Genomic DNA, 22,989 nt, shown 5'->3' with positions numbered 1-22,989 from the left:
CCATCCACAGGATCGGATAGACTGGCGCCGAGTCCGCCAACGCACCCGCCCTGCCCGCCCATGAAACCATCGCAACACCTGCCGATCCTGCTCGTCGCCGTCCTCGCCGCCGTCATCACCTTCGCCCTCATCAAGCGCCCGGTCGACGAAGCGCCCGCACCGCCGCCGCTGGTGTCGCTCGAGAAGATGGGGCACCTGGTGTCGCTCAAGATGAACTTTTCGGACGTGATCGAATTCACGCAGCCCAATGCCGTGGACATCCCGTGGTCGCAATGGGAAGTACGGCTTGGCAGCACCCGCGTGCTGCTGGTCGCGCGTGGCGACTGCACGCTGGCCACCGACCTGCGCCAGGCGCGCTACGAAGACATCGACAACACGGCGCGCACGCTGACCGTCGTGCTGCCGGCGCCCTCGCCGCTGCAGGCGCGCATCAACCACGAACCGCGCGACAAGGGCGGCTCGTACTTCTATGCGGTCACCGACCAGGGCTTGCAGGCGTTCATTCCATCGGCGCAAACGCGCACCACGGCCATGAACAACGTGCTGGCCACGGCGCAGAAAGCAGTACAAGCTGCCTGCAGCCAGCCGACGGTACTGAACACCGCGAAGGACAACGCCGCCACGGTGATGCAGGCCACGCTGCTGGCCACCGGCTGGACGCCGACTGTCGTGTGGGAAGCAAGCACCGGGCAGTCCACGCCCGCCACGACGCCATAAATTGTTGTAAAAAATTCCCAGTTAGAAACAAAAGATTACACCTGTGATGACGTAACCGACAGGACCCTTCGTGTAAAATCGCCTCAGCAGGTTATCGGAACAAATCAACTATATAGAGGTGACAACACCATGCGCGTCTTCCCATCCAGCGGAAAAACCCTTGTCTTTGCTCTCGCGGCAACCGTTCTTTCCACCAGCGTCTTCGCCCAAGCCTGGCCAAGCGACACCGTGACCGTCGTCGTGCCATGGCCGGCAGGCGGCCCGTCGGACATCGCGGCGCGCCCGCTGGCCAAAGGCTTGACGACCACGCTGGGCAAGTCGTTCGTCATCGATAACCGCGGCGGCGGCGGCGGCAATATCGGTTCGGCAGCGGTCACCCGCGCCAATCCGGACGGCCAGACCATGCTGATCACCTCGAGCGCACCAATCGTGATCAACCCGAGCCTGTACAAGAAAATGGCGTTCAACCCGGCGACCGACCTGATCCCGGTCACGAACCTGCTGCGCGCACCGCTGGTGCTGGTTGCCCACCCATCGGTCCCGGCCAAGAACGTCAAGGAACTGCTGGCGCTGATCAAGTCGAAGAACGGCCAGTTCTCGTACGCGTCGGCCGGTAACGGTACCCCACAACACCTGACCGGCGAAATCTTCCGCGGCGTGACCAAGCTCGACATGGTCCACGTGCCCTACAAGGGTTCGGCACCGGCGATTTCCGACCTGCTGGGCGGCCACATCCCGATCATGTTCGACAGCACCATCGCGATCATGCCGCACATCAAGAGCGGCAAGGTCAAGCCAATCGCTATTTCGGGCAACAAGCGTTCGCCGCTGCTGCCAGACGTACCGACCTTCGCCGAAGCCGGCCTGCCGATCGAATCGTATGCGTGGTACGGCATGTTCGTGCCAGCCAAGACGCCAAAGGCCGTGGTCGACAAGATCAACGCCGAAACCCAGAAGGTCATGAAATCGCCTGACTTCCAGCGCGTGCTGGCCGACACCGGTACCGAATACGTGGGCGACACGCCAGAGAACTTCGCCAAGTTCGTCCAGGCTGAGACCACCAAATGGTCGAAAGTCGTGAAAGACAGCGGCGCGACCGTCGACTGATTTTCAGCGCCCAGGTAGTGCCCTGAAAACGGGTGACGCGGCTTTGCCGGGTCACCCGTTTTTTATGTATCACCGTTTTGCTTTCCGCAGCGATCGCACGGCCTTGGTAACGCGTTGCAGAAGTTCGCCCGCGCAATGTATTTACATGGCAGGAATATACTATTTACGATGTCTAATTATTAAGGTAACCTCCGCCTTATCGTTGTCATCGTCTTGTCACAACATTGTGCAGTTCCTGTTGTTCGAACAGAAGTTCCTGTGGCGATCATTTTGGAGAAAACAATATGCCCGCCTATCGCCTGTCGGGAAGCTCACGTTCAGTTGCCTACGTTCTGGGTACGATCATCGTCTGTCTGCTGTGCGCACACGCAACAGGCCTTGTCATGCGCCTGGGGTTCGACCACGATTCCGTCTATGGCCTGGTTCCCCTGTTCGACGTCAATGTCGAAGGCAATATTCCGACGTTTTTCTCGGTTTGTCTCGGACTGTGCAGCAGCGCCCTGCTTGCCGTGATTGCGCTGGACGCAAAAAATCGTGGTGACCGGGACGCCATCTACTGGACCGTTCTGGCTGCGGGTTTCCTGTTCCTGTCTTACGATGAATGTTTTCAGGTGCATGAAAGAATGACCGGGCCGATGCGCGCAATGTTGGGGGGCTCTGACCCGGAAAATGGCGCACGCCTTGGCCTGATGTATTACAGCTGGGTCGTGCCGGGCTTGATAGGCGCGTTCATCGTCTCGCTGTTCTTCCTTAGATTCATGTTGCGGTTGCCAGTTGCCACACGCCGTCGAATGCTCCTGGCAGCATGTTTGTTCCTTGGCGGTTGCCTTGGCATGGAGCTGATCAATGGCAGTGTTATGGAAAGCCATGGCGACAGTCTGCTCTATAACGTGCTGGTCATGGTGGAGGAAGGACTCGAAATGACCGGAATGGCGACCCTGATTTATGCCATGACGAGCCATATCGCTGCAAGCTGCGACAGACTCGAGGTCAATCTGCATGCCGGTAAAACGGCAACGGTACGAGCCAACCTGGACCGCCGCAGCGCGACTGATGCTGCCTCGCGCAGCATGACAATGTAATCGAGCCACTTACCGCGCTGTATCGACCGGCTATCTGCAACGACGGCCGAGCCTGGCTCAGGCGCCATTAAACTCCCTTCCAAGACATTGCCCCACTGCTACCGAACACCGTGACTTTTCGATAACGACTAACATCTTTATCAACGTCGTGGCCCGCTATCGGCACCCTCCCCCACTCCCAAGGAGCAAGCATGCATTCGGAAGACAAGAAGATCGAGAACAAAAAAACACAAGACATGGCGCCATCGCGCCGCCGGTTCGTCGGCACCGTTGCCGCCGGCGTCGCCGCCTCGGCCGCCGCCGTGCCGGCCCTGGCCCAGCAAGCCGCGGGCGGCAACCAGCCGGCCGCCGGCGCCGCGCGCGAAGCCGCCAAGCGCTATCCGCGTCCACCGTTTCCGAATCAGGATCAGCCATGGCCGGCCCTGGCCAGCAAGATGACGCCTCGGCCCGATCATGGCGAAACCACCTATCGCGGCAGTGGCCGCCTGGCCGGTCGCAAGGCGCTGATTACGGGTGGCGACTCGGGCATCGGCCGCGCCGCCGCGATCGCGTATGCGCGCGAAGGCGCGGACGTGGCGATCGGCTACCTGCCGGCCGAAGAGCCGGATGCACGCGAAGTGATGCAATTGATCCGCGACGCCGGCCGCAAGGCAGTGGCCGTGCCGGGCGATATTCGCGATGAAGCGTTCTGCAAGAAGATGGTGGAGACGGCGGTGCGCGAACTGGGTGGCCTGGACATCCTGGTCAACAACGCCGCGCGCCAGCAGAACCATGATTCGATCCTGGACATCACCAGCGCCGAGTTCGACTGGACGATCAAGACCAATGTGTATGCGGTGTTCTGGATTACCAAGGCAGCAATTCCGCACATGAAGCCGGGCAGCGTGATCATCAACACGTCGTCGCAGACGGCCTACGATCCGCCGGAAAAACTGCTCGACTATGCGTCGACCAAGGCGTTCGAGGTAGCGTTCACCAAGTCGCTGGCCAAGCAGATGGCATCGAAAGGGATTCGGGTCAATGCGGTGGCGCCGGGGCCGGTATGGACGCCGCTGCAACTGGCGGGCGGCAATTCACCGGAGGGCCGCGCAAAGTTCGGCGAAGACACGCCAATGAAGCGTCCAGGCCAGCCGGCCGAACTGGCGGCGACCTTCGTTACGCTGGCATCGGATGAATCGAGCTATACCACCGGTCATGTGTATGGCGTGGCGGGTGGCGGCGGGCAGCCGTAAGCGCCCACCGGCATGTCCGCCCGGCCCTGCCGGGTGGACCATCAAGGCTGCGTACTCAGCGGCGGCGCAGCAATCGCACCAGCAACGCCGCGAACGGACGGGTCGGGATCCGGCGGGCCAGCGGTCCCGCGTTGTTGCAGCGTGAGGTGACGGTCATGATTGTTCTCCAAAGTATTGCTTTGCAGATTAACCATTGCCGTCCAGCTCTTCTGTACGCTGGTTCGCATAGTCTTACCCGCTGGCATCAGGCAGCTTGTTGCCGTGTACTTCACGCAACACTCACATTGTTTCCAGCACCGTCATTGCGCGTTTGAGCTTGTCCGTATGGGGCGTGACGCCATCGCAGGTCATTACCAGCTCGTGCGTGGCGCGGGTCATTGCCACATATAGCAGGCGCGCCTCGTCTTCCACGATGTCCTCTTCCTTGCACTCGGCGCCAAGGCCGGGAATGCCCACCAGTGAAAACTCCAGCCCCTTGCTGCTGTGCATGGTGATCAGCTTGACGCTGTCGTGCACCGGAGAATATGCCGCTCCTTTTGCCTGCTGCCACTGAAACGGAATGTCGCGGCGCTGCAGCACTTCTGCCAGCACTTTACCGACACCATAACGCCGATAGATCAGCGCCATATCGCCCCATGGCGTGCCGGTCTTGCTGGCCGCAGCGAGTTTATCGGCCAGAAATTCGGCTTCTTTCTGCAGACTTGGCAGCTGCACCAGAATCGGTTTCGGGCCATGCCGGCCTGTGCTCATCGGCTGGACCGTGGGCGCCTCGTCGTCCTCGGTATTGTGCGCGGTGAGCAGCTCGGCGGCAAAGGCGCGCGCCACCGCCAGGATTTCGGCAGTGTTCCGATAATTGAGTTTCAGGATGGTGGTGCGCCCTGCTGCCTGCACGCCGACACTCGAGAACGAGAATTTCAGCTTCTTTGCCGTGTGATAAATCGACTGCGCATCGTCGTACAGGACCAGCAGCGACTTGGTTTCAGGGTTGACCATTTGAACGATCAGCTTGAACCAGGTCGGTTTGAAGTCGTGCCCCTCGTCGATCAGTACGGCGTCGTACTGCCCGCGGGGAATGAGATCGCTGTCCACGCCACGGATCACGCTATCGATGCACGCCTCGAAAAAAGCATCGAGGTCGGCTGTCCTGGCGGGCTTGTCGACGTGATAGGTGTCAAGCTGGCGCATGCACCATGCGTGGAAGTTGATGGCCACGATTTTTTCGCCCAGTCCCTTTTGCTCGATCATTGCGGCGAGCTTGGCGGCCAGGGTCTTGTTGTAGCAAAGGATCGCAATCGGCCGCTGGCTAAGCTTTGCGAGGTGCTCGGCGCGATAGCCCAGGATCAGCGTTTTTCCTGAACCGGCCACGCCATGAATCACGCGATGCCCTTCACCCAGGCTGCGCGCCAGTTGCTCCTGCTGCAGGTCCATGACACGGATCAGGTCCGGGATTTCCGTACTGATCTGGCCGTGCTCATTGAACAGATCTGCCTGAATGCCAATGCGCACCTCGGGAAACATGTGCCAGCGCACACGGTCGATCTGAGGCAACGACAGCTTCATCTTGAACTTGATGGGGAACATGCCCCATAACCGCGCCTGAAACGCTTCGTCATCCACACTCTCAGTCATCTCGTCCTGGCAAACAACGAGGTGCCCCGGAAGAATCTCGCCCAACGCGCCATCGTCAAATTGCTTGCGCGTGATATTGCTCAGGACAACCCCACAACCATAGGGAAAGAAAAATTTCCCTTTCAAACTACCCGATGGCCAGATCAGCATCGGATCGCCCTCCAGCTTGTTGGTGACGGCGTACAGATACTGGCGCGCCTGCTCCAGCGGATTCATGACCTGCTTGGTGCCAGCGTCGGTGACGATCACTGCGTGCTGCTTGTCGATGCTGACCAAGGTGCCAAGGCGCCAGTCTTTCACTTCCAGCACCAGCAAGCCGCGTGCCGGATGAAACACAATGAAATCAGGATGCTGGTTGCGCGCGCCGATGCTCACGTCATACCAGCACAGGTAGTCATCTTCGAGTTTGTCTTCCAGCCGCAAGGCGAAGCGCCGTTCGCCAGAAGTCATGCGCGCCGTGCAGGCACTGAGTGATGGGATGAGAGTTGCCATTAACGTATTCCTGTCGATCCACCAATGTAGCCGATCGTTTCAGGGCAAATCGGTAAACATAGTATTTCTGTAACGCATTAATGTCGCTTGTTGCATTTTGCCGTCGCAAGAGGAAGACGCCCGACCTGAAGCGCTGGCGCGCGCGCCCCAATTCAATAGCGGCCTACCATGAGCCAACAGGGTCACGGTCGGTCCCAATCGGGATAACCGCGGGCGCTGTTCATAACGTCAACCGACACGGAGGAAACGATGAGCTACGCAGATCGCGACAAATATGGGATGTACAAGGACACCAGCATCGCAGGTCCGGGACCATCGCTGATGGGCGCCGACACGCTCATTGGCGACAGCGTCGTCAATGCCAACGATGAAGACCTTGGCGACATCAAGGACATCATGCTCGACATGCAGACCGGCCAGGTGGCCTACGCCGTACTGGCGTTCGGGGGTTTTCTGGGCATGGGAGAGAAACTGTTCGCGGTGCCATGGCAGGCGCTGCACCTGGACACGATCAATCACCGCTTCGTGCTCGACGTCGAGAAAGACTACCTCAAAACGGCCCCCGGTTTCGACAAGGATGCCTGGCCCGACATGGCTGACACCACCTGGGCCGGCGGCATCCACGATTTCTATGGCACCGATCCGCATCGTTCGGGCGCGCCGAGCATGGGTCCAGGCGTCCCGACAACTGGCATGGGCGGCGCAGGCACCGGCAGCCGCACGTATGCCGGCGGCTCGATGGGTTCGAGCATGGGCGCAGGCTCGGCCGGTTCTGCCAGCGTTGCCGGATCGGGAAGCAGCATGAGCGACTCCCCGCTCAACCAGGGCTCGGGCGCGAGTCTTGACCCGCGTGCCGGCAACCTGGGCGACGACAAGGACCTGAGCCGCATCCGGGGCAGCAACATCGGCTGATTGAACCACGACGGTGCAGGGTTGGCGGCCAAGCTGTCAACTAAGCTGTCAACCATGCGCCGTCATTACCGCTGCATCGACTCCCACACCTTCTGCAAGCGCTTGGCCGACACCGGCATCGGCGTTCTCAACTCCTGCGCGAACAGCGATACCCGCAGCTCTTCCAGCATCCAGCGGAACTCGATCATGCGCGGATCGTTGTTCTTCGACCCCATGTTCTTGAGCGTGCGCTGGAACTGCGCCGCCGCCGACTGCCACTCCGCCATCAACTGCGCATCGCGCGTCGGATTGCCGCGCAACTTCTCCAGCCGCACATTGATCCCTTTCAAGTAGCGCGGGAAGTGCGCCAGCTGGCTGTACTCGTTGTCCGCGATGAAGCGCTTGTGCACGAGCGCCTGCAACTGCCCCAAGATGTCCGCCGACACCGCCTGCGGCAGGGTCTGCACGCGCTTGGGCATGCCGTGGAATTCGGCCAGCACCTGGCCCGCCAGGCGCGCGACCTCGTTGATCAACAGGCCGATACGGCCCTTGCCCTGGTCGCGGCGCGCGTTGAACTGCGCCGCATTGAGCGGCAGCGGATCCTGCAGGCAGGCGATGTCGATCGCCTTGGCCACGATCTGGTCGCGCAAGTCTTCCTGCGAACCCAGGCTCATGAACTGCATGCCTATCCCCTGCAGGCCGGGGATGTTCTTCTCGGCGAACTTGAGCTGCTCCTTGAACTGCAGCGCAAACAGGCGGCGCAAGCCCACGCGGTGCGTGCGCGCCGCCACGTTCGGGTCGTCGAACACTTCCAGGTCGCAGTAGGTGATCTTGTCGACCAGCGCCGGGAAGCCGATCAGCGTCAGCTTGCCCTGATTGATCTCCAGCAGCTCGGGCAAGTCGCCGAAGGTCCAGGCGGTCAGGCCCGTGTGCTGGCTGCTCGTCGACGCACCCTTGGCAGAGGCCACCGCCGGCGCGGCCGGCTGGGCGCCCTTGCCCTTGGCCGTCGGCGCTGCGGCCGGTGCAGCCGCAGCGTTAGCAGCTGCGCCGGAACCCACTGCGCCAGGGCGCGCCAGCCGCGCGAGCGAGCCGCTCGATGCCGGCGCCGACTCGGCCATCTTCTGGAAACTCTCGCGCGCCTGCCCGCCCAGTTCTGCCTGCAGCGTGGCCAGGTTGCGGCCCATGTCCAGCTGGCGACTGTGCTCGTCGATCACCTTGAAGTTCATGAACATGTGCGCTGGCAGCGTCTCGATCTTGAAGTCGGCCGTCAGCACCAGCGTGCCGGTCTGCGCGCGCACGTCCGCGATCAGCACGTCGATCAGGTCACCACGGCCAAACGCGCCGGCCGTGTGGATGCGCTCGACGAACTTCGCCGCGTAGTCCGGCAGCGGCACGCAGTGGCGGCGCAGCTTTTGCGGCAGGGACTTGAGCAGCAGGTGCACTTTTTCCTTGATCATGCCCGGCACCAGCCATGCCGCGCGCTCTTGCGGAATCTGGTTCAGCGCAAACAGCGGCACGGCCAGCGTGACGCCATCGCGCATGCTGCCCGGCTCGAAGTGGTACGACAGCCCCATCTCGATGCCGGTGACGGTCATCGTCTTCGGGAACAACTCGGTGGTGATGCCGGCCGCTTCGTGCCGCATCAGTTCTTCGCGGTTCAGGTACAGCAGCTTCGGATTTTCGCGCGCTGCGTCCTTGTACCACTTCTCGAAGCCGGCGCCATTGACGATGTCGCGCGGGATCTCGCTGTCGTAGAAGGCCGCGATCAGCTGGTCGTCCACCAGCACGTCCTGGCGGCGCGACTTGTGTTCGAGGTTCTCGATGTCCTTGACCAGCTTGTGGTTGTGGATGTAGAACGGCAGGCGCGTCTCGAAGTCGCCCACGACCAGCGCATCGCGAATGAAGATCTCGCGCGCTTCGGTTGGATTGCGCTGGCCGTAGTTGATGCGGCGCGCGCCGTAGATGACGATGCCGTGCAGCGTCGCGCGTTCGAGCGCCGTGACCTGCGCCTGCTTTTTCTCCCAGCGCGGCTCGCCCCACGATTTTTTCAAGAGGTGTGCGCCGACCTTCTCGACCCACTCCGGCTGGATCTGCGCGATCGTGCGCGCATACAGGCGCGTGGTCTCGACCAGTTCGGCCGCCATGACCCAGCGCCCCGCCTTCTTGCCCAGCGTCGAGCCGGGCCAGATGTGGAACTTGATGCCGCGCGCGCCCAGGTAGATGCCGGCCTGCTCGTCCTCGGCCTTGAAGCCGATATTGCCAAGTAAGCCCGTGAGCAGCGAGATGTGCAGCTGTTCATAGGTCGCCGGCGACTCGTTCAGGCGCCAGCCCTGCTCGCGCACGATGGTCAACAGCTGCGAGTGCACGTCGCGCCACTCGCGCAGGCGCACCTGCGACAGGAAATTGGCGCGGCAGTTTTCCTGCAACTGGCGATTGGTTTTCTTGTGCTCGATCGCGTCTTCGAACCAGGCCCAGATCTTCAGGTAGCTGAGGAACTCCGAGCGCTCGTCGGCGAACTTCTTGTGCTTCTCGTCGGCCTGCTGCTGGTACTCGACGGGGCGGTCGCGCGGATCTTGCGTCGACAGGGCCGAGGCCACGATCAGCATCTCGGTCAGGCACCCGTTGTCGAGCGCGGCGAGGATCATGCGGCCCACGCGCGGGTCGAGCGGCAGCTTGGCCAGCTTGCGGCCCAGCGGCGTCAATTCATTGGTATCGTCGACCGCGCCAACTTCTTGCAGCAGCTGGTAGCCGTCGGCGATCGCGCGGCCTTGCGGCGCCTCGATGAACGGGAAAGTTTCCACGTCCGTCAGGCGCAGCGCCTTCATGCGCAGGATGACGGCGGCCAGCGACGAACGCAGGATTTCGGGTTCGGTAAATTTGGGGCGTTTGAGGAAATCGTCTTCTTCGAACAGGCGGATGCAGACGCCGTCGGCCACGCGGCCGCAGCGACCGGCGCGCTGGTTGGCGGCCGACTGCGCGATCGGCTCGACCTGCAACTGCTCGACCTTGTTCCTGAAGCTGTAGCGTTTGACACGCGCCAGGCCCGTGTCGACCACGTAGCGGATGCCCGGCACGGTCAGCGAGGTTTCGGCCACGTTGGTCGACAGCACGATGCGGCGCGCGTTGGTCGTGCGGAACACGCGATCCTGCTCTTCGACCGACAGGCGCGCGAACAGTGGCAGGATCTCGACATGCGGCGGATGGTGCTTGCGCAGCGCCTCAGCGCAATCGCGGATCTCGCGCTCGCCCGGCAGGAACACGAGCACGTCGCCCTGCCCCAGCCGGCAGACTTCATCGACGCCATCGACCACGGCGTCCATCAGGTCGCGCTTGTCGCGCGCGGCTTGCGCCCTGGGTGCCAGATTCGGCGCCTCGCCTGGTTTGGGCAGGCTGGCATTCAGCCCCACATTCGCGACCGGATCACGATCAACCGCGCGATAGCGCACCTCGACCGCGTACAGGCGGCCCGACACCTCGATCACGGGCGCCGGTTTCAGATCGGCGCCATCGCCCTTGCCGAAGTGGCGCGCGAAGCGCTCGGCGTCGATCGTCGCCGACGTGATGATGATCTTCAGGTCCGGCCGGCGCGGCATCAGCTGCTTCAGGTAACCAAGCAGGAAGTCGATGTTCAGGCTGCGCTCGTGCGCCTCGTCGATGATGATCGTGTCGTAGTTGCGCAGCAGCGGATCGGTCTGCGTTTCGGCCAGCAGGATACCGTCGGTCATCAGCTTGACCGACGCGCCCTTTTGCAGCGTGTCGTTGAAGCGCACCTTGAAGCCCACGTGCTCGCCCAGCGGCGTGCCCAGTTCCTGCGCGATGCGCTTGGCGGTGGACGACGCGGCGATCCGGCGCGGCTGCGTGTGGCCAATCAATCCCTTGCTGCCGCGGCCCAGTTCCAGGCAGATCTTCGGCAACTGGGTGGTCTTGCCCGAACCGGTTTCGCCCGAGACGATGACCACCTGGTTCTCCTGGATCGCTTTCGCGATTTCGGCGCGCCGGCCCGAGACCGGCAAGTCTTCGGGGAAGGTGATGGGCGGCAGCGGATTGCGCTCGCGCGGGACTTCCTCGCGGTGCGGCCGCTGCTGGCGTGGCTGCCCCTCGCCACGCGCGCGGCGTGGACGTGGTTGGGCAGCTGCAGGGGCCGCAGTGGCGTTGGAATCGGCGTTGGCAGCGGCGTCTACGACGCGCGCCGGTGGTTGCGAAGGCTTGTTACTCTGTTCAGACATTGATTTTTACAAGGTTTTGGTGCGCACATCGCGCAGCGAATTATAATGCGGCAAATGGAAACTCCTACCCAATTCGTCCAGTGGCTGCGCTCGGTCGCGCCGTACATTCACGCATTCGGCGGCAAGACCTTCGTGGTCGCCTTCCCCGGCGAGCTCGTTGCCGCCGGCGCACTACCGGTACTGGCGCAGGACTTGTCACTACTGGTCGGCCTCGGCATCCGGATCGTGCTGGTGCACGGCTCACGTCCGCAGGTGGCCGAACAGCTCGCGCTGCGCAACGTCGAGGGGCGCTTTCATAGCGGCGTGCGCGTCACCGACACTGCCGCCCTCGAATGCGCCAAAGAAGCCGCCGGCGAACTGCGTCTCGATATCGAAGCCGCCTTCAGCCAGGGCCTGCCCAACACGCCGATGTCCAACGCCCAGATCAGCATCGTCTCGGGCAACTTCGTCGTGGCCCGCCCGCTTGGCGTGATCGACGGCGTCGACTTCGAGCTCACCGGCGTCACGCGCAAGATCGCGGCCGAAAAAATCCACCCGATCCTGCAGACCGAAGACAACCTGGTGCTGCTCTCGCCGCTGGGTTTCTCGCCCACCGGCGAAATCTTCAACCTCACGCTGGAAGACGTCGCCGCGTCGGCCGCGATCGCGCTGCACGCCGACAAGCTGATCTTCATTACCGAAACGCCGATGATCGTCGACGCGGCCGGCACCGAGATTCGCGAGCTGTCGTCGCACATGGCCGAAGCCGTGCTGCAGGCGGGCTTTTTGTCCGACTCGGCCGCGTTCTACATGGAACACGCGATCAAGGCCTGCAACGCCGGCGTCGACCGCGCCCACATCATTCCGTACGAGATGGACGGCTCGGCGCTGCTCGAGGTGTTTACCCACGATGGCGTGGGCACCATGATCAGCCACGAGAACCTGGAAAGCCTGCGCCATGCCACAATTGAGGACGTTGGCGGGATTATCAAGCTCATCGAACCACTCGAAGCCGATGGCACGCTGGTCTATCGCGGCCGCGAGCTGATCGAACGCGAGATCGACCAGTTCTCGGTCATCGACCACGATGGCGTGATTTTCGGCTGCGCCGCGCTGTATCCGTTCCCCGGCTCGAAAATGGGCGAGATGGCCTGCCTGACCGTGAGCCAGGACGCGCAGACGCAGGGCGACGGTGAACGCATCCTCAAGCACATCGAGAACCGCGCCCGCGCGGCTGGCCTGACCAAGCTGTTCGTGCTGACCACGCGTACATCGCACTGGTTCAAGAAGCGCGGCTTCGTGCCGGCCACCGTGGACGACCTGCCGAAAGACAGGCAGCACATGTACAACTGGCAGCGCCGCTCACAGGTCCTGATCAAGTCTCTATAATACGCGTCTTCAATGACCGAATCACCGAACGAACAACAGGAGTACTCGATGGCCCGCACCGTCAATTGCATCAAACTGAACAAGGAAGCCGAAGGCCTGGATTATCCACCGGTCCCGGGCGAGATGGGCAAGAAGCTGTACCTGCAGGTCTCGAAAGAAGCCTGGCAGGCATGGCTCAAGCACCAGACCATGCTGATCAACGAAAACCGCCTGAACCTGGCCGACGACCGCGCGCGCAAATACCTGGCGACGCAGCTCGAGAAGCACTTCTTCGGCGACGGCGCCGACCAGGCAATGGGCTACGTGCCGCCACCGGTGTAAGCACGCGGCGTTTTGTACGCTGCGTTTCGTACGCTTGGTGCACAAAAAAATCCCGCTCGGGGCGCTGGCCGCGAGCGGGATTTTTTTCGCCTGGTGTCGTTACATCTTTGTGCACTGACGCAGCTCGCAGCGCGCCATGAACACCTGGCCATTCTGGCACTGCATCCGGTAGACCTCGATCGGCCCGGGCTCGGTCACCAGGCCCGCGCCCTGCATGCTGGTGCAGGCCTGCGCCTTGGCCAGCTTCTCGACCGTGTGCGACGATTCCCCGATCTTGAACGGCGTGCGCTGGATCGCTGTCACGTCGGCCGATGCAGCCGATGGGGCTGACCCGGCAACGGCAGGCTCGGACAAGTCAATCGAGCTGCCAAAGACAGAACAACCTGCCAGCAAGGCAGCAAGCGAAGAGACGGACAGCAGCAGCGCACGATTCATGATCGGGTTTCCAGTTACAGCGACAGGGTCTTGACGCCGTCGGCCGTGCCGAGCAGGCAGACATCGGCGCCGGCTTTGGCGAACAGGCCAACGGCGATCACGCCGACGATCCCGTTGATTGTCTCTTCCAGCGCCACCGGATCGGTGATCTTCAGACCCGCCACGTCGATCAGCTCACCGCCGTTGTCGGTAATGAACGCCTGATCGGTACCGGCCTTGAGGCGCAGCTTTGGCTGGCCGCCCAGCGCTGCCAGCTGGCGCATCACCGAAGCGCGCGCCATCGGGATCACCTCGACCGGCAACGCGAATGCGCCGAGCGTCTCGACCAGCTTGGAGCCATCGGCGATGCAGACGAATTTTTTTGAGACCGATGCGACGATCTTCTCGCGCGTGAGCGCCGCGCCGCCGCCCTTGATCATCGCGCCCTGCGCGTTGATTTCGTCGGCGCCGTCGATATAGACCGCCATCGATTCGACGTCGTTCAGGTCGAACACCGGGATGCCGTGGCCGCGCAGGCGGCTGGCCGTGGCCTCGGACGACGCGACGGTGCCCTTGATGCGGTCCTTGATCTTTGCCAGTTCGTCGATGAAGAAGTTGGCGGTCGAGCCGGTGCCCACGCCGATGATTTCACCTTCGACCACGTAATCGATGGCGGCGCGCGCTACGGCTTGTTTCAGTTCGTCTTGAGTCATGATGCTTCGGTAAAAAAAAAGGAATACGCCATTCTAGCGGATCGACGCCGCCTTACTTTCAAAAATGGCCGCCATCCGCGTTCAAAATCCGGCCTGCCCATGCATCATGCATTGCCAATCCAGTGCCGCTGTATCAAACTCGTCACTTATCCGTCGGTAGGGTGGGCGGGTTTCCCGCCCACGCGTTCAACGAACCATGGCGCGCCACGAATCCCGATTGATTTGAACGCGTGGACGGCATAGCCGCCTCGCCGGCCGCGCCCACCCTACACTTAGTATTTATCTGGCATACATACAATGAACATCTTCACCAGGAAGCGCGTTGTCATCGCCGTTGCCGTCCTCGCCGCTGCCGCAGTCGCCATTGCCGTGGTCAAGCGCAAGGACGACACCGTACCACCATCGCAATACCGCAGCACCGTCGTCGACCGCGGCGCCATCAACCAGACCGTGACGGCTACCGGCACCATCAATCCGGTCGCCCTGATCAACGTCGGCTCGCAGGTGTCGGGCACCGTGGCCGAACTGAATGCCGACTTCAACGACCGCGTGAAAAAAGGCCAGGTGCTGCTCAAGCTCGAGCCGACCATCTTCAATGCCCAGGTGCGCCAGGCCGAAGCCAACATCGCCTCGGCGCGCGCCAGCCTGCGTCTGGCCCAGGCCACGTTCGAGCGCAACGAGCAGCTGGTGGCGCAGAATTTCCTGTCCGGCCTCGCGCTCGACCAGTCCAAGCGCGAGATGCAGGTCGCGCAGGCCAACCTGACGCTGGCGCAGGCGCAGCACGACCGCGCCAAAGCGGACCTGAACAACAGCGTGATCCGCTCGCCGATCGACGGCGTGGTGATCAAGCGCACGATCGACCTGGGCCAGACCCTGGCGGCGTCGTTCAACACGCCGAACCTGTTCCAGATCGCGCAAGACCTGACCAAGATGCAGATCGATACCAGCGTGTCCGAAGCCGACGTCGGCCAGCTCAAGGACGGCCTGCCGGCGCGCTTCGTCGTCGATGCCTATCCCGACCGCGAATTTGCCGCCACGATGCGCCAGTTCCGCCTGGCGCCGAACGTCGTGCAGAACGTCGTCACGTACAACGTGGTGCTCGACGTGGACAATGTCGACGAACTGCTCAAGCCGGGCATGACGGCGCAGGTGCGGCTGGTCGTGGCGAATCGCCCGGACGTGCTGCGCATCCCCACCACCGCGCTGCGCTTCCGGCTGTCGGAAGAAGAGCAGGAGGCCGAGCGCAAGCGCAACAAGGGCGCCAAACCGGGCGCCGTTGCCGCCACCCCTGCGCCAGTCAAGGACGACGACATCGCGTTTCGCAACGCGAGCGACACGACGCGCATGTTCAAGATTTACAAGCTCGACGCGATGAACCACCCGCAGCCGGTCGATATCCGTGCCGGCCTGTCGAACTTTCGCTATACCGAAGTCGTCTCGGGCGACCTGAAGCCGGGCGAGCGCGTCGTCACCCGCTCGCTGGCCACGCCGGAGAATCCATGACAGGGCCGCTGATCGACATCCGCAGCGTGGTCAAGACGTATCTGAGTGGCGCGGTCGAAACCCCGGTGCTGCATGGTGTCGACCTGCGCGTGGAGCACGGCGACTTTGTCTCGGTCATGGGCCAGTCGGGTTCCGGCAAATCGACGCTGATGAATATTCTGGGGTGCCTGGACCAGGCCACCGGCGGCACCTACCTGCTGAACGGCGTCGATACGCGTACGCTCGGGCGTGCCGAACTGGCCGACATCCGCAACCGCACGATCGGCTTCGTGTTCCAGAGCTTTAATCTCATCAAGCGCATGAGCGTGGCCGAGAACGTCGCCCTGCCCCTGATCTATGGCGGTGTGGGCCGCGCGAAGGCGCAGGCGCGCGCGGTGCAGGAGCTCGAGCGCGTGGGCCTGGGCGAGTTTGCCAGGCGCACGCCAAGCCAGCTGTCGGGCGGTCAGCAGCAGCGCGTGGCGATCGCGCGCGCGCTCGTGACCGATCCGCCGCTGCTGCTGGCCGATGAACCCACCGGCAACCTCGACACCCACACGAGCGACGACATCATGACCAGCTTCGGCACCCTGAACCGTGAACGCGGCATCACGATCGTGCTGGTGACGCACGAACCCGATGTCGCTGCCTACAGCCGGCGCCTGGTGCGCCTGAAGGATGGCCGCGTGCTGTACGACGGCCCGGCGGCCGAAGGCCTGCAACTGGCGGGCAGCCATGCGGGAGCCGCGCGATGAACCTGGTCCAGGTCCTGATCGAGTCGTTCCGTTCAATGGCGGCCAACCGGCTGCGCACTGCCCTGACGATGCTGGGCATCGTGATCGGCATCGCGTCGGTCGTGCTGCTGCTGGCACTTGGCGACAGCATGCAGCGCTTCATCGGCAAGCAGTTGCAGATGCTGGGCACGAATATGGTCTACGTGATGCCGGGGGGCGATCGTACGGCCGCCCAGCGCGCCCGCGAAGGCAAGGTGGCGGTGCTGACCCTTAGCGATGCCGAAGCCCTCAATGCGCTACCCAGCCTGACCGGCGCCGCGCCGGCATTGCAGGGCAGCTTCAAGGTCGCCGCCGGCAACGAAAACGCCAGCAGCATGGTCATGGGCGTGACACCGGCGATGTTTACGATCCGTAACTGGAAAGTCGACCAGGGCACGCTGTTCGGCGAGAGCGATGTGCGCGCCAGCGCGCGCCTGGTGGTGATCGGCCAGAAGGTCGCGGACCAGTTCTTTTACCGCGCCGACCCGCTCGGGCAGTTCCTGCGCATCGAGAACGTCGCGTTCCAGGTGGTGGGCGTGCTGGCCGGCGAAGGCCGCCAGACCGACGGCACCGACCTGGCCGAACAGATCCTGGTGCCGATCACGGCGGCCAGCGCCAACCTGGTCAAGTCGCCGTTTCCGCAGAATGTCCATTACATCAATGCGCAGGGCCGGCCCGGTGTGGAAATGACGGACGCCGTTGAGGACATCAAGGAAGTCATCCGCAGCCGGCACCGGATTCGCGTCGACGATCCGGACGACTTCCGGGTGCAGAACCTGAATACGATCGCCGAAACGGCCAACAAGATCACCGCTGGGGTGGCACTGCTGCTTGGCCTGATCGGCGCGATCTCGCTGCTGGTTGGCGGCATCGGCATCATGAACATCATGCTGGTGTCGGTGACCGAGCGCACGCGCGAGATCGGCATCCGCATGGCCATCGGTGCGCGGCCCAACGACGTGCTGCTGCAGTTTCTGGCCGAGGCGGTGTTGATCTGCCTGGCCGGTGGCCTGGTCGGCATTGCGATCGCGGCCGGCGGCGCGGCGCTGATCACGAAGTTTGCCGACTTCGAGGTGTATCTCACCATCACGGGCGTGGTGGTGGCGTGCGGGTTTGCCACGGCAGTGGGCGTGTTCTTCGGGTTTTATCCTGCCCGACGCGCGTCGCGCCTGCTGCCGGTGGATTGCCTGCGCTACGAATGACCCTGCCGCCTCGATGCTCGCCTCTGCAGACAGTGATGAAAACATCATTGCGTTATGCATTGATTATCCGGCGATGTCATCCACGTACTAATATGTTCCCCCTGGACAACGGCATTTGGTATTACCGGATTTTTTGAGTTCATATCGCCGCAGCGTGGCTTACTATTGCCGTTGGGTATTTTTTAGAACAGTACGACGCCCTTCCCGGTACGACCGACATGCCAGGTCACCACCTCGCCACCTGAACGGACATTATGACAATCAACGACCTCAAAATCGGCATACGCCTTGGCGGCGCGTTTGCCGCCTTGCTTGCACTCATGGTACTGATGCTGGGCGTTGCCTTCTGGCAGCTCGAGCGGATCGCCGACGCCAAGCAGACCATGGCGGAAACATCCTACCGCGCCAAGCTGGCCAAGGAGTGGAGCCAGGGCACACTCACCAACAGCGTCAGCACCATCGCCAAGTACAAGAGCGTCGATCCGGCCGATGAGAAGTATCACGACGAACAAATGAAAGTCATCAGCGACAAGGCCGGCAAGCTGCAGAAAGAGCTCGAATCCCTGGTCCAGAGCGACCAGGGCAAAACGCTGCTGGCGGACATTGCCACCGAACGCGCCAAGTATTCGGCGATGCGCAACGAGGGCTTCAAGATGAAGAGCGCGCTTGGCGGCGACAGCGCCGAGGTCAAGGCGTTCTTCGAAGTCAAGGTCATCCCCGAAATGCGCAACTACGTCGGCACCATCGAAAAGCTCGCGACGTACCAAGAACAATTGTTCACCGATGCCGACACCAGCATCGATGCCATCGTCGTGTCGGCAACGCGCATCCTGATCGGCCTGGGCATCGCGGCGCTGGCCATCGGTGCGGCCTGCGGCTGGCTGCTGACCCGCAGCATCACGCGTCCCCTGGCACATGCGGTGGGCCTGGCGCGCCAGGTGGCCTCGGGCGACCTGACGGCAGATATCCGCGCCGAGTCGCGCGATGAAGTGGGCGACCTGGTGCTGGCGCTCAAGACCATGAACGACAACCTGCTCAAGACCGTGACCGAAGTACGCGCCGGCACCGAGACCATCGTCACCGCATCACAGCAGATCGCCTCGGGCAATCTCGATCTGTCGTCGCGCACCGAGCAGCAAGCCAGCTCGCTCGAAGAGACGGCATCGTCGATGGAAGAACTGACCAGCACCGTGCGCCAGAACGCCGACAATGCGCGCCAGGCCAATGTGCTGGCCAAGAATGCATCACAGATTGCGGCGCATGGCGGTGAAGTCGTGTCGCAGGTAGTGTCCACGATGGCGTCGATCAACGCCTCGTCGAAGAAGATCGGCGACATCATCGCCGTCATCGACGGCATTGCATTCCAGACGAATATCCTGGCCCTGAATGCAGCGGTGGAAGCGGCGCGCGCCGGCGAACAGGGTCGCGGCTTTGCGGTCGTGGCGAGCGAAGTGCGCAACCTCGCGCAGCGCTCGGCTGCTGCGGCGAAGGAAATCCGCGGCCTGATCAGCGACTCGGTCACGAAGGTCGAGGCCGGTGGCCGCCTGGTCGATGAAGCCGGCGTGACGATGCAGGAGATCGTGCAGGGCATCGGGCGCGTGACCGACATCATGGCCGACATCACGTCGGCCAGCGCCGAACAGAGCGCGGGTATCGAGCAGGTCAATGAGGCGATCACGCAAATGGATGGCGTGACGCAGCAGAATGCGGCGCTGGTCGAAGAAGCAGCGGCGGCGGCGGCATCGCTGCAGGAGCAGGCAACGACGCTGGCGCAATTGGTCAGCGTGTTCAATGTGGGCCACGGCGGGTCGGGTGGCGCGCGCCATGCTGCGCCGTATTCTGCGGGTTTTGCCGCAGCCGGGCGCTCACTGGCGGTACGCCGCGCCGCACCTTCCCGCGCCGACGTGGAGCGGATCGATGATGAGGAAGACGCCATCGCCTGATGGTGTTTTCCGCACCAAGCCGCCCTTGCTTGTTGCGGCGACGCTGAGTGGCCGCGCGCGCATCGCGGTCACGCAAGCGTACGCGGAACGCACATTGCCATAACGCCACATTAGCGTTGCGTCAAGAAAAGTAATGTTCACACATTGTTTCGTTTACGCTGAGCAACACTTTGGATGAATTTTTCGATATTACCGTTTCTACAGCTTGTAGAGGCCTTATTCTGTCTCCAAGGTTGCCCGTAAGCACGCAACTGCCTAGGAAGAAAACCGCAATCGCGTCTCCCCTTATCGTCAGGAATGGAACAGAAATGAATATCAAGGACCTCAAGATTGGAACCCGGCTGGGTGCGACACTCGCCATCATCGTCGGCCTCATGGTCCTCATGGCGGGTAACGCGCTATGGCAACTTTCCCAGATTTCAAGCGCCAAAACAGAGATGGAAGAGGCCTCTGACAAATTCATGCTGGCCACGGAATGGCGCCAGGGTGTGGCCGTCAACCGGGTCAGCACCATCGCCCGGTTCAAGAGCACGTCGCCCGCAGACGAGAAGTACCACGAGCAGGAAATGAAGGCTGTCAGCGCCAACGTCAGCAAGGTACAGGAAGAGCTGGAATCGCTCGTGAAAAGTGCCGAAGGCAAGACATTGATCGCCGCCGTGGCGGCGCGCCGCACTGCCTACATTGACGCGCGCAACACCGCTTACAAGCTCAAGCGAGAGCTGGGACCGGACAGTCCACAGGTCCAGGCTCACTTTGAACAAAAAGTGATGCCGGAGATGATCGCCTACACCGAGAGCGTCAATAAAGTCGCGGCCTTCCAGCAGATGCTGTTCAAGACTGCCAATGATCACATCGAGGTGCTTGACCGGTCCGCACGACGCTCGCTGATCGTACTGGCTCTGGTCGCGCTGGTCGTCAGTATCGTGCTGGGTGTCATGCTGGCCCGCAGCATCACCACGCCGCTCAGGCGCGCCGTGGCCCTGGCGCGTCAGGTCGCTGCCGGCGACCTGACGACCGATATCCGCGCCGAGTCACGCGATGAAGTCGGCGACTTGCTCGATGCTCTCAGCAGCATGAGCACGAACCTGCGCAAGACCGTGACCGAGGTGCGCGCCGGGACTGAAAACATCGTCACCGCGTCACGCCAGATTTCGACGGGCAATATGGATCTGTCGTCGCGCACCGAGCAGCAGGCCGGCTCACTGGAAGAGACCGCCTCTTCGATGGAAGAGCTCACCAGCACCGTGCGCCAGAATGCCGATAATGCGCGCGAGGCCAATGTGCTGGCCAAGAACGCTTCGCAGATCGCCGCGCATGGCGGCCAGGTGGTGTCGCAGGTGGTATCGACGATGGCATCGATCAATGCGTCGTCAAAGAAGATCGGCGACATCATCGCCGTCATTGATGGCATTGCCTTCCAGACGAATATCCTGGCCCTGAATGCGGCAGTCGAAGCGGCGCGCGCCGGCGAACAGGGCCGCGGCTTCGCGGTCGTGGCCAGCGAAGTGCGCAACCTCGCGCAGCGCTCGGCCGCCGCAGCCAAGGAGATCCGCGGCCTGATCAGTGACTCGGTCACGAAGGTCGACGCCGGCGAACGCCTGGTCGGTGAAGCCGGCGCGACGATGCAGGAAATCGTGCAGGGCATCGGGCGTGTCACCGACATCATGGCCGACATCGCCTCGGCCAGCGCCGAACAGAGCACGGGTATCGAGCAGGTCAACGAGGCGATCACGCAGATGGATGGCATGACGCAGCAGAACGCGGCGCTGGTCGAAGAAGCGGCGGCAGCGTCAGCGGCGCTGCAGGAACAGGCGACGACCCTGGCGCAGCTGGTCAGCGTGTTCAACCTGGGCCAGGGCGCACCGACGGGTGCACACCATGCTGCGCCCGCACGTTCACTCGTGACACGACCTAAAACGCCGTCGCGCGCCGCCGTGGCGCGCGTCGACGATGATGAAGACGCCATCGCCTGATGGCGTCACGTGGCAACGACTACCGTCGATCCAGGGAAGCACTGATTTATTCTGGGGGATGGAATTGGCTGCGGAAAAAGCCGCCATGCAAGGCGCAAATCGCAGCAATAGCGAGTTATTGCGAGAATTTGCAACGCCGCAGGGTGGCTATTTTCCGCACCAAGTCCGCCTCCATGAATTAATCGGTGCCTCCCTAGGTGGCACACGTGACCGCGAAATCGACGTGGTAATGCTCGTCGTGCCGAACCCAGGGTCTGGTCTTCATGAAAGGCAGTGACTTGAGACGCTGACCTGCCGGTGTGGCAAGTACCCTGGGGATGTACTCCGGCGCCAGAATGACGCGCGCAATACCGAGCCCACGGCGCCGTGCTGCCAGATCCAGCTGCGCCAGGTGCGCGGCAATGGCGGCGAAGTCGATGTGCAAGTCCGCAAGCTTGCCTGCGTCGTCGAATTCCAGATCGTAGCCGTAGTGGTTGTGCGCGATGCGCGGCAACGGTGTCGGCTTTCTATCGCGACCACGCACCGGCACCATGAAGTCCACCGATGTCCCGTTCTCGTGCGTGCGATGGGGCGGCATCGGGCCGCCGGTACGCAGGCCGGTCTCGCCGTAGACGTACTGCACGTCCGGCGTGCTGCGGGACAGCGCCGAATACGCGCCCAGGACCACGTCGCGCACCTGCGCATGGACGTAGGTGCGGCCAAGCTTGCGACCAAGTTCCGAGTAGGCAGCGAAGTTGGCGCCCGCAAGCGGCAGGGCGACTGCGCCTTCGATGCGCCCAGAGGCGCTGCTGCCAAAGCAGGTGCTGGCCAGCGCGGGGGCGCACAAGATCGTGGCGGCCAGCATCGCGCCCACGGAAAATGGGCGCATCAAGCGGCCTGCCAGCGTGCCAGCCAGCGCGCCGGTCCACGGTGCAGACTGGCGCGGCTGGCAGGGTCGGCCAAAAACAGCGCCAGCACCTTCTCGTACAACGCCAGGCTGTCGCGGTAGCGCTGTTGCCGCATCGCCTCGGGCCGGCGCAAGTGCTTGAGCACAAAGTAATCCGCCAGCAAATCTCCCTGCGCTTCCATATTGAAGTCCTCCAGCGTCGAATCTTCGGTCAGCGTGTAGCCATAGGATAGCCCGATCCGGAACGCCCCGCGCAGCCGCACCGGATATCCGAGCTGATACTGCCAGACGTGCACCATCTCGTGCATGAACCAGTGGATCACGGGCGGATCGCCGCGTGCATAGTCGGGGAGAAAACAGGCGTGATGAAAGTACATGCTGCCGTTGGGCGTCATGCAGCAGTTGTGTGGCTGGAACGGCATGTAGCGGCGGTTGTGGATCCGCACGCGCGAATAGTCGATGGCGTCGCCGAACAGCAGCGACGCCAACCTGATTTCACCTTCGCTCAGGGAACGAAAGTACGAGCGCACGATGCGTCGCC

Annotated in this window: 18 protein-coding genes; 12 read left to right on the top strand and 6 right to left on the bottom strand. The window is 62.7% G+C overall.

The window, feature by feature from the left end; all coding sequences use genetic code 11:
• Window positions 1–60 precede the first annotated feature (60 nt).
• The 4 genes from RCH14_RS05080 to RCH14_RS05065 all read left to right on the top strand — a co-directional run bounded on the left by RCH14_RS05080 (window position 61) and on the right by RCH14_RS05065 (window position 4,138).
• Entirely contained in the window at window positions 61–717 is a 657-nt protein-coding gene (locus tag RCH14_RS05080) for a DUF4230 domain-containing protein (RefSeq protein ID WP_343025083.1), read from the top strand.
• Window positions 718–846: 129 nt separating this feature from the next.
• Window positions 847–1,824, top strand: a complete 978-nt coding sequence (locus RCH14_RS05075) for a tripartite tricarboxylate transporter substrate binding protein (RefSeq protein WP_343025082.1) — start codon at window positions 847–849, stop codon at window positions 1,822–1,824.
• 284 nt (window positions 1,825–2,108) lie between these two features.
• Window positions 2,109–2,906: a hypothetical protein gene (locus RCH14_RS05070; RefSeq protein WP_343025081.1), complete on the top strand. Its 798-nt coding sequence runs from the start codon at window positions 2,109–2,111 to the stop codon at window positions 2,904–2,906.
• A gap of 191 nt (window positions 2,907–3,097) precedes the next feature.
• Window positions 3,098–4,138 (top strand): SDR family oxidoreductase, encoded by a 1,041-nt coding sequence (locus RCH14_RS05065; RefSeq protein WP_343025080.1) that lies wholly within the window; start codon window positions 3,098–3,100, stop codon window positions 4,136–4,138.
• Window positions 4,139–4,417: 279 nt separating this feature from the next.
• Here the strand turns inward: RCH14_RS05065 and RCH14_RS05060 are convergent, their stop codons facing one another.
• Window positions 4,418–6,259: a 3'-5' exonuclease gene (locus RCH14_RS05060; RefSeq protein ID WP_343025079.1), complete on the bottom strand. Its 1,842-nt coding sequence runs from the start codon at window positions 6,257–6,259 to the stop codon at window positions 4,418–4,420.
• Window positions 6,260–6,508: 249 nt separating this feature from the next.
• Here RCH14_RS05060 and RCH14_RS05055 point away from each other — a divergent pair, with 249 nt between their 5' ends.
• Window positions 6,509–7,171 (top strand): PRC-barrel domain-containing protein, encoded by a 663-nt coding sequence (locus RCH14_RS05055; RefSeq protein WP_343025078.1) that lies wholly within the window; start codon window positions 6,509–6,511, stop codon window positions 7,169–7,171.
• A 65-nt stretch (window positions 7,172–7,236) separates the two neighbouring features.
• On the opposite strand, the gene hrpA is transcribed toward RCH14_RS05055, so the two are convergent.
• Window positions 7,237–11,376 carry an ATP-dependent RNA helicase HrpA gene (hrpA, locus tag RCH14_RS05050; RefSeq protein WP_343025077.1) on the bottom strand — a complete coding sequence of 1,380 codons (4,140 nt, stop codon included), beginning with the start codon at window positions 11,374–11,376 and terminating at the stop codon, window positions 7,237–7,239.
• Between the two features lie 54 nt (window positions 11,377–11,430).
• Between hrpA and argA the strand changes: the two genes are divergently transcribed.
• Together argA and RCH14_RS05040 are read left to right on the top strand one after the other, a co-directional pair.
• The gene (gene argA / locus RCH14_RS05045) at window positions 11,431–12,744 is read left to right on the top strand and encodes an amino-acid N-acetyltransferase (protein WP_343025076.1); all 1,314 of its coding nucleotides are present in this window, start codon (window positions 11,431–11,433) and stop codon (window positions 12,742–12,744) included.
• 48 nt (window positions 12,745–12,792) lie between these two features.
• The gene (locus tag RCH14_RS05040) at window positions 12,793–13,065 is read left to right on the top strand and encodes an oxidative damage protection protein (protein WP_343025535.1); all 273 of its coding nucleotides are present in this window, start codon (window positions 12,793–12,795) and stop codon (window positions 13,063–13,065) included.
• A gap of 99 nt (window positions 13,066–13,164) precedes the next feature.
• Here RCH14_RS05040 and RCH14_RS05035 read toward each other — a convergent pair whose 3' ends face one another.
• Both RCH14_RS05035 and rpiA read right to left on the bottom strand, forming a co-directional pair.
• On the bottom strand, window positions 13,165–13,500 hold the full coding sequence (locus RCH14_RS05035; protein ID WP_343025075.1) for a hypothetical protein: 336 nt from the start codon (window positions 13,498–13,500) through the stop codon (window positions 13,165–13,167).
• A gap of 14 nt (window positions 13,501–13,514) precedes the next feature.
• Entirely contained in the window at window positions 13,515–14,192 is a 678-nt protein-coding gene (gene rpiA / locus RCH14_RS05030) for a ribose-5-phosphate isomerase RpiA (protein WP_343025074.1), read from the bottom strand.
• A 297-nt stretch (window positions 14,193–14,489) separates the two neighbouring features.
• On the opposite strand from rpiA, the gene RCH14_RS05025 reads away from it, so the two are divergent.
• From RCH14_RS05025 to RCH14_RS05005, 5 genes are all read left to right on the top strand, one after another.
• Window positions 14,490–15,695, top strand: a complete 1,206-nt coding sequence (locus RCH14_RS05025; protein ID WP_343025073.1) for an efflux RND transporter periplasmic adaptor subunit — start codon at window positions 14,490–14,492, stop codon at window positions 15,693–15,695.
• Window positions 15,692–16,426: an ABC transporter ATP-binding protein gene (locus RCH14_RS05020; protein ID WP_343025072.1), complete on the top strand. Its 735-nt coding sequence runs from the start codon at window positions 15,692–15,694 to the stop codon at window positions 16,424–16,426. Before RCH14_RS05025 ends, RCH14_RS05020 begins: the two co-directional genes overlap by 4 nt.
• Window positions 16,423–17,646, top strand: coding sequence for an ABC transporter permease (locus RCH14_RS05015; protein ID WP_343025071.1), 1,224 nt, complete (start codon window positions 16,423–16,425; stop codon window positions 17,644–17,646). The genes RCH14_RS05020 and RCH14_RS05015 overlap by 4 nt, the downstream gene beginning before the upstream one ends.
• A 254-nt stretch (window positions 17,647–17,900) precedes the next feature.
• Window positions 17,901–19,589 (top strand): methyl-accepting chemotaxis protein, encoded by a 1,689-nt coding sequence (locus RCH14_RS05010; RefSeq protein ID WP_343025070.1) that lies wholly within the window; start codon window positions 17,901–17,903, stop codon window positions 19,587–19,589.
• 308 nt (window positions 19,590–19,897) lie between these two features.
• A complete protein-coding gene (locus RCH14_RS05005) occupies window positions 19,898–21,562 on the top strand; it encodes a methyl-accepting chemotaxis protein (protein ID WP_343025069.1) in 1,665 nt (554 codons plus the stop codon).
• A gap of 193 nt (window positions 21,563–21,755) precedes the next feature.
• Here RCH14_RS05005 and RCH14_RS05000 read toward each other — a convergent pair whose 3' ends face one another.
• A complete protein-coding gene (locus RCH14_RS05000) occupies window positions 21,756–22,430 on the bottom strand; it encodes a penicillin-insensitive murein endopeptidase (protein WP_343025068.1) in 675 nt (224 codons plus the stop codon).
• Window positions 22,430–22,978: a Rhs element Vgr protein gene (locus RCH14_RS04995; protein ID WP_343025067.1), complete on the bottom strand. Its 549-nt coding sequence runs from the start codon at window positions 22,976–22,978 to the stop codon at window positions 22,430–22,432. Before RCH14_RS04995 ends, RCH14_RS05000 begins: the two co-directional genes overlap by 1 nt.
• Window positions 22,979–22,989: the final 11 nt, after the last annotated feature.

The organism is Massilia sp. MP_M2 (assembly GCF_039123635.1).
Taxonomy (GTDB): Bacteria; Pseudomonadota; Gammaproteobacteria; order Burkholderiales; family Burkholderiaceae_D; genus Telluria.
The sequence above is the reverse complement of the archived record's forward strand: the minus strand, read 5'-3'. Positions and strand labels throughout refer to the sequence as shown.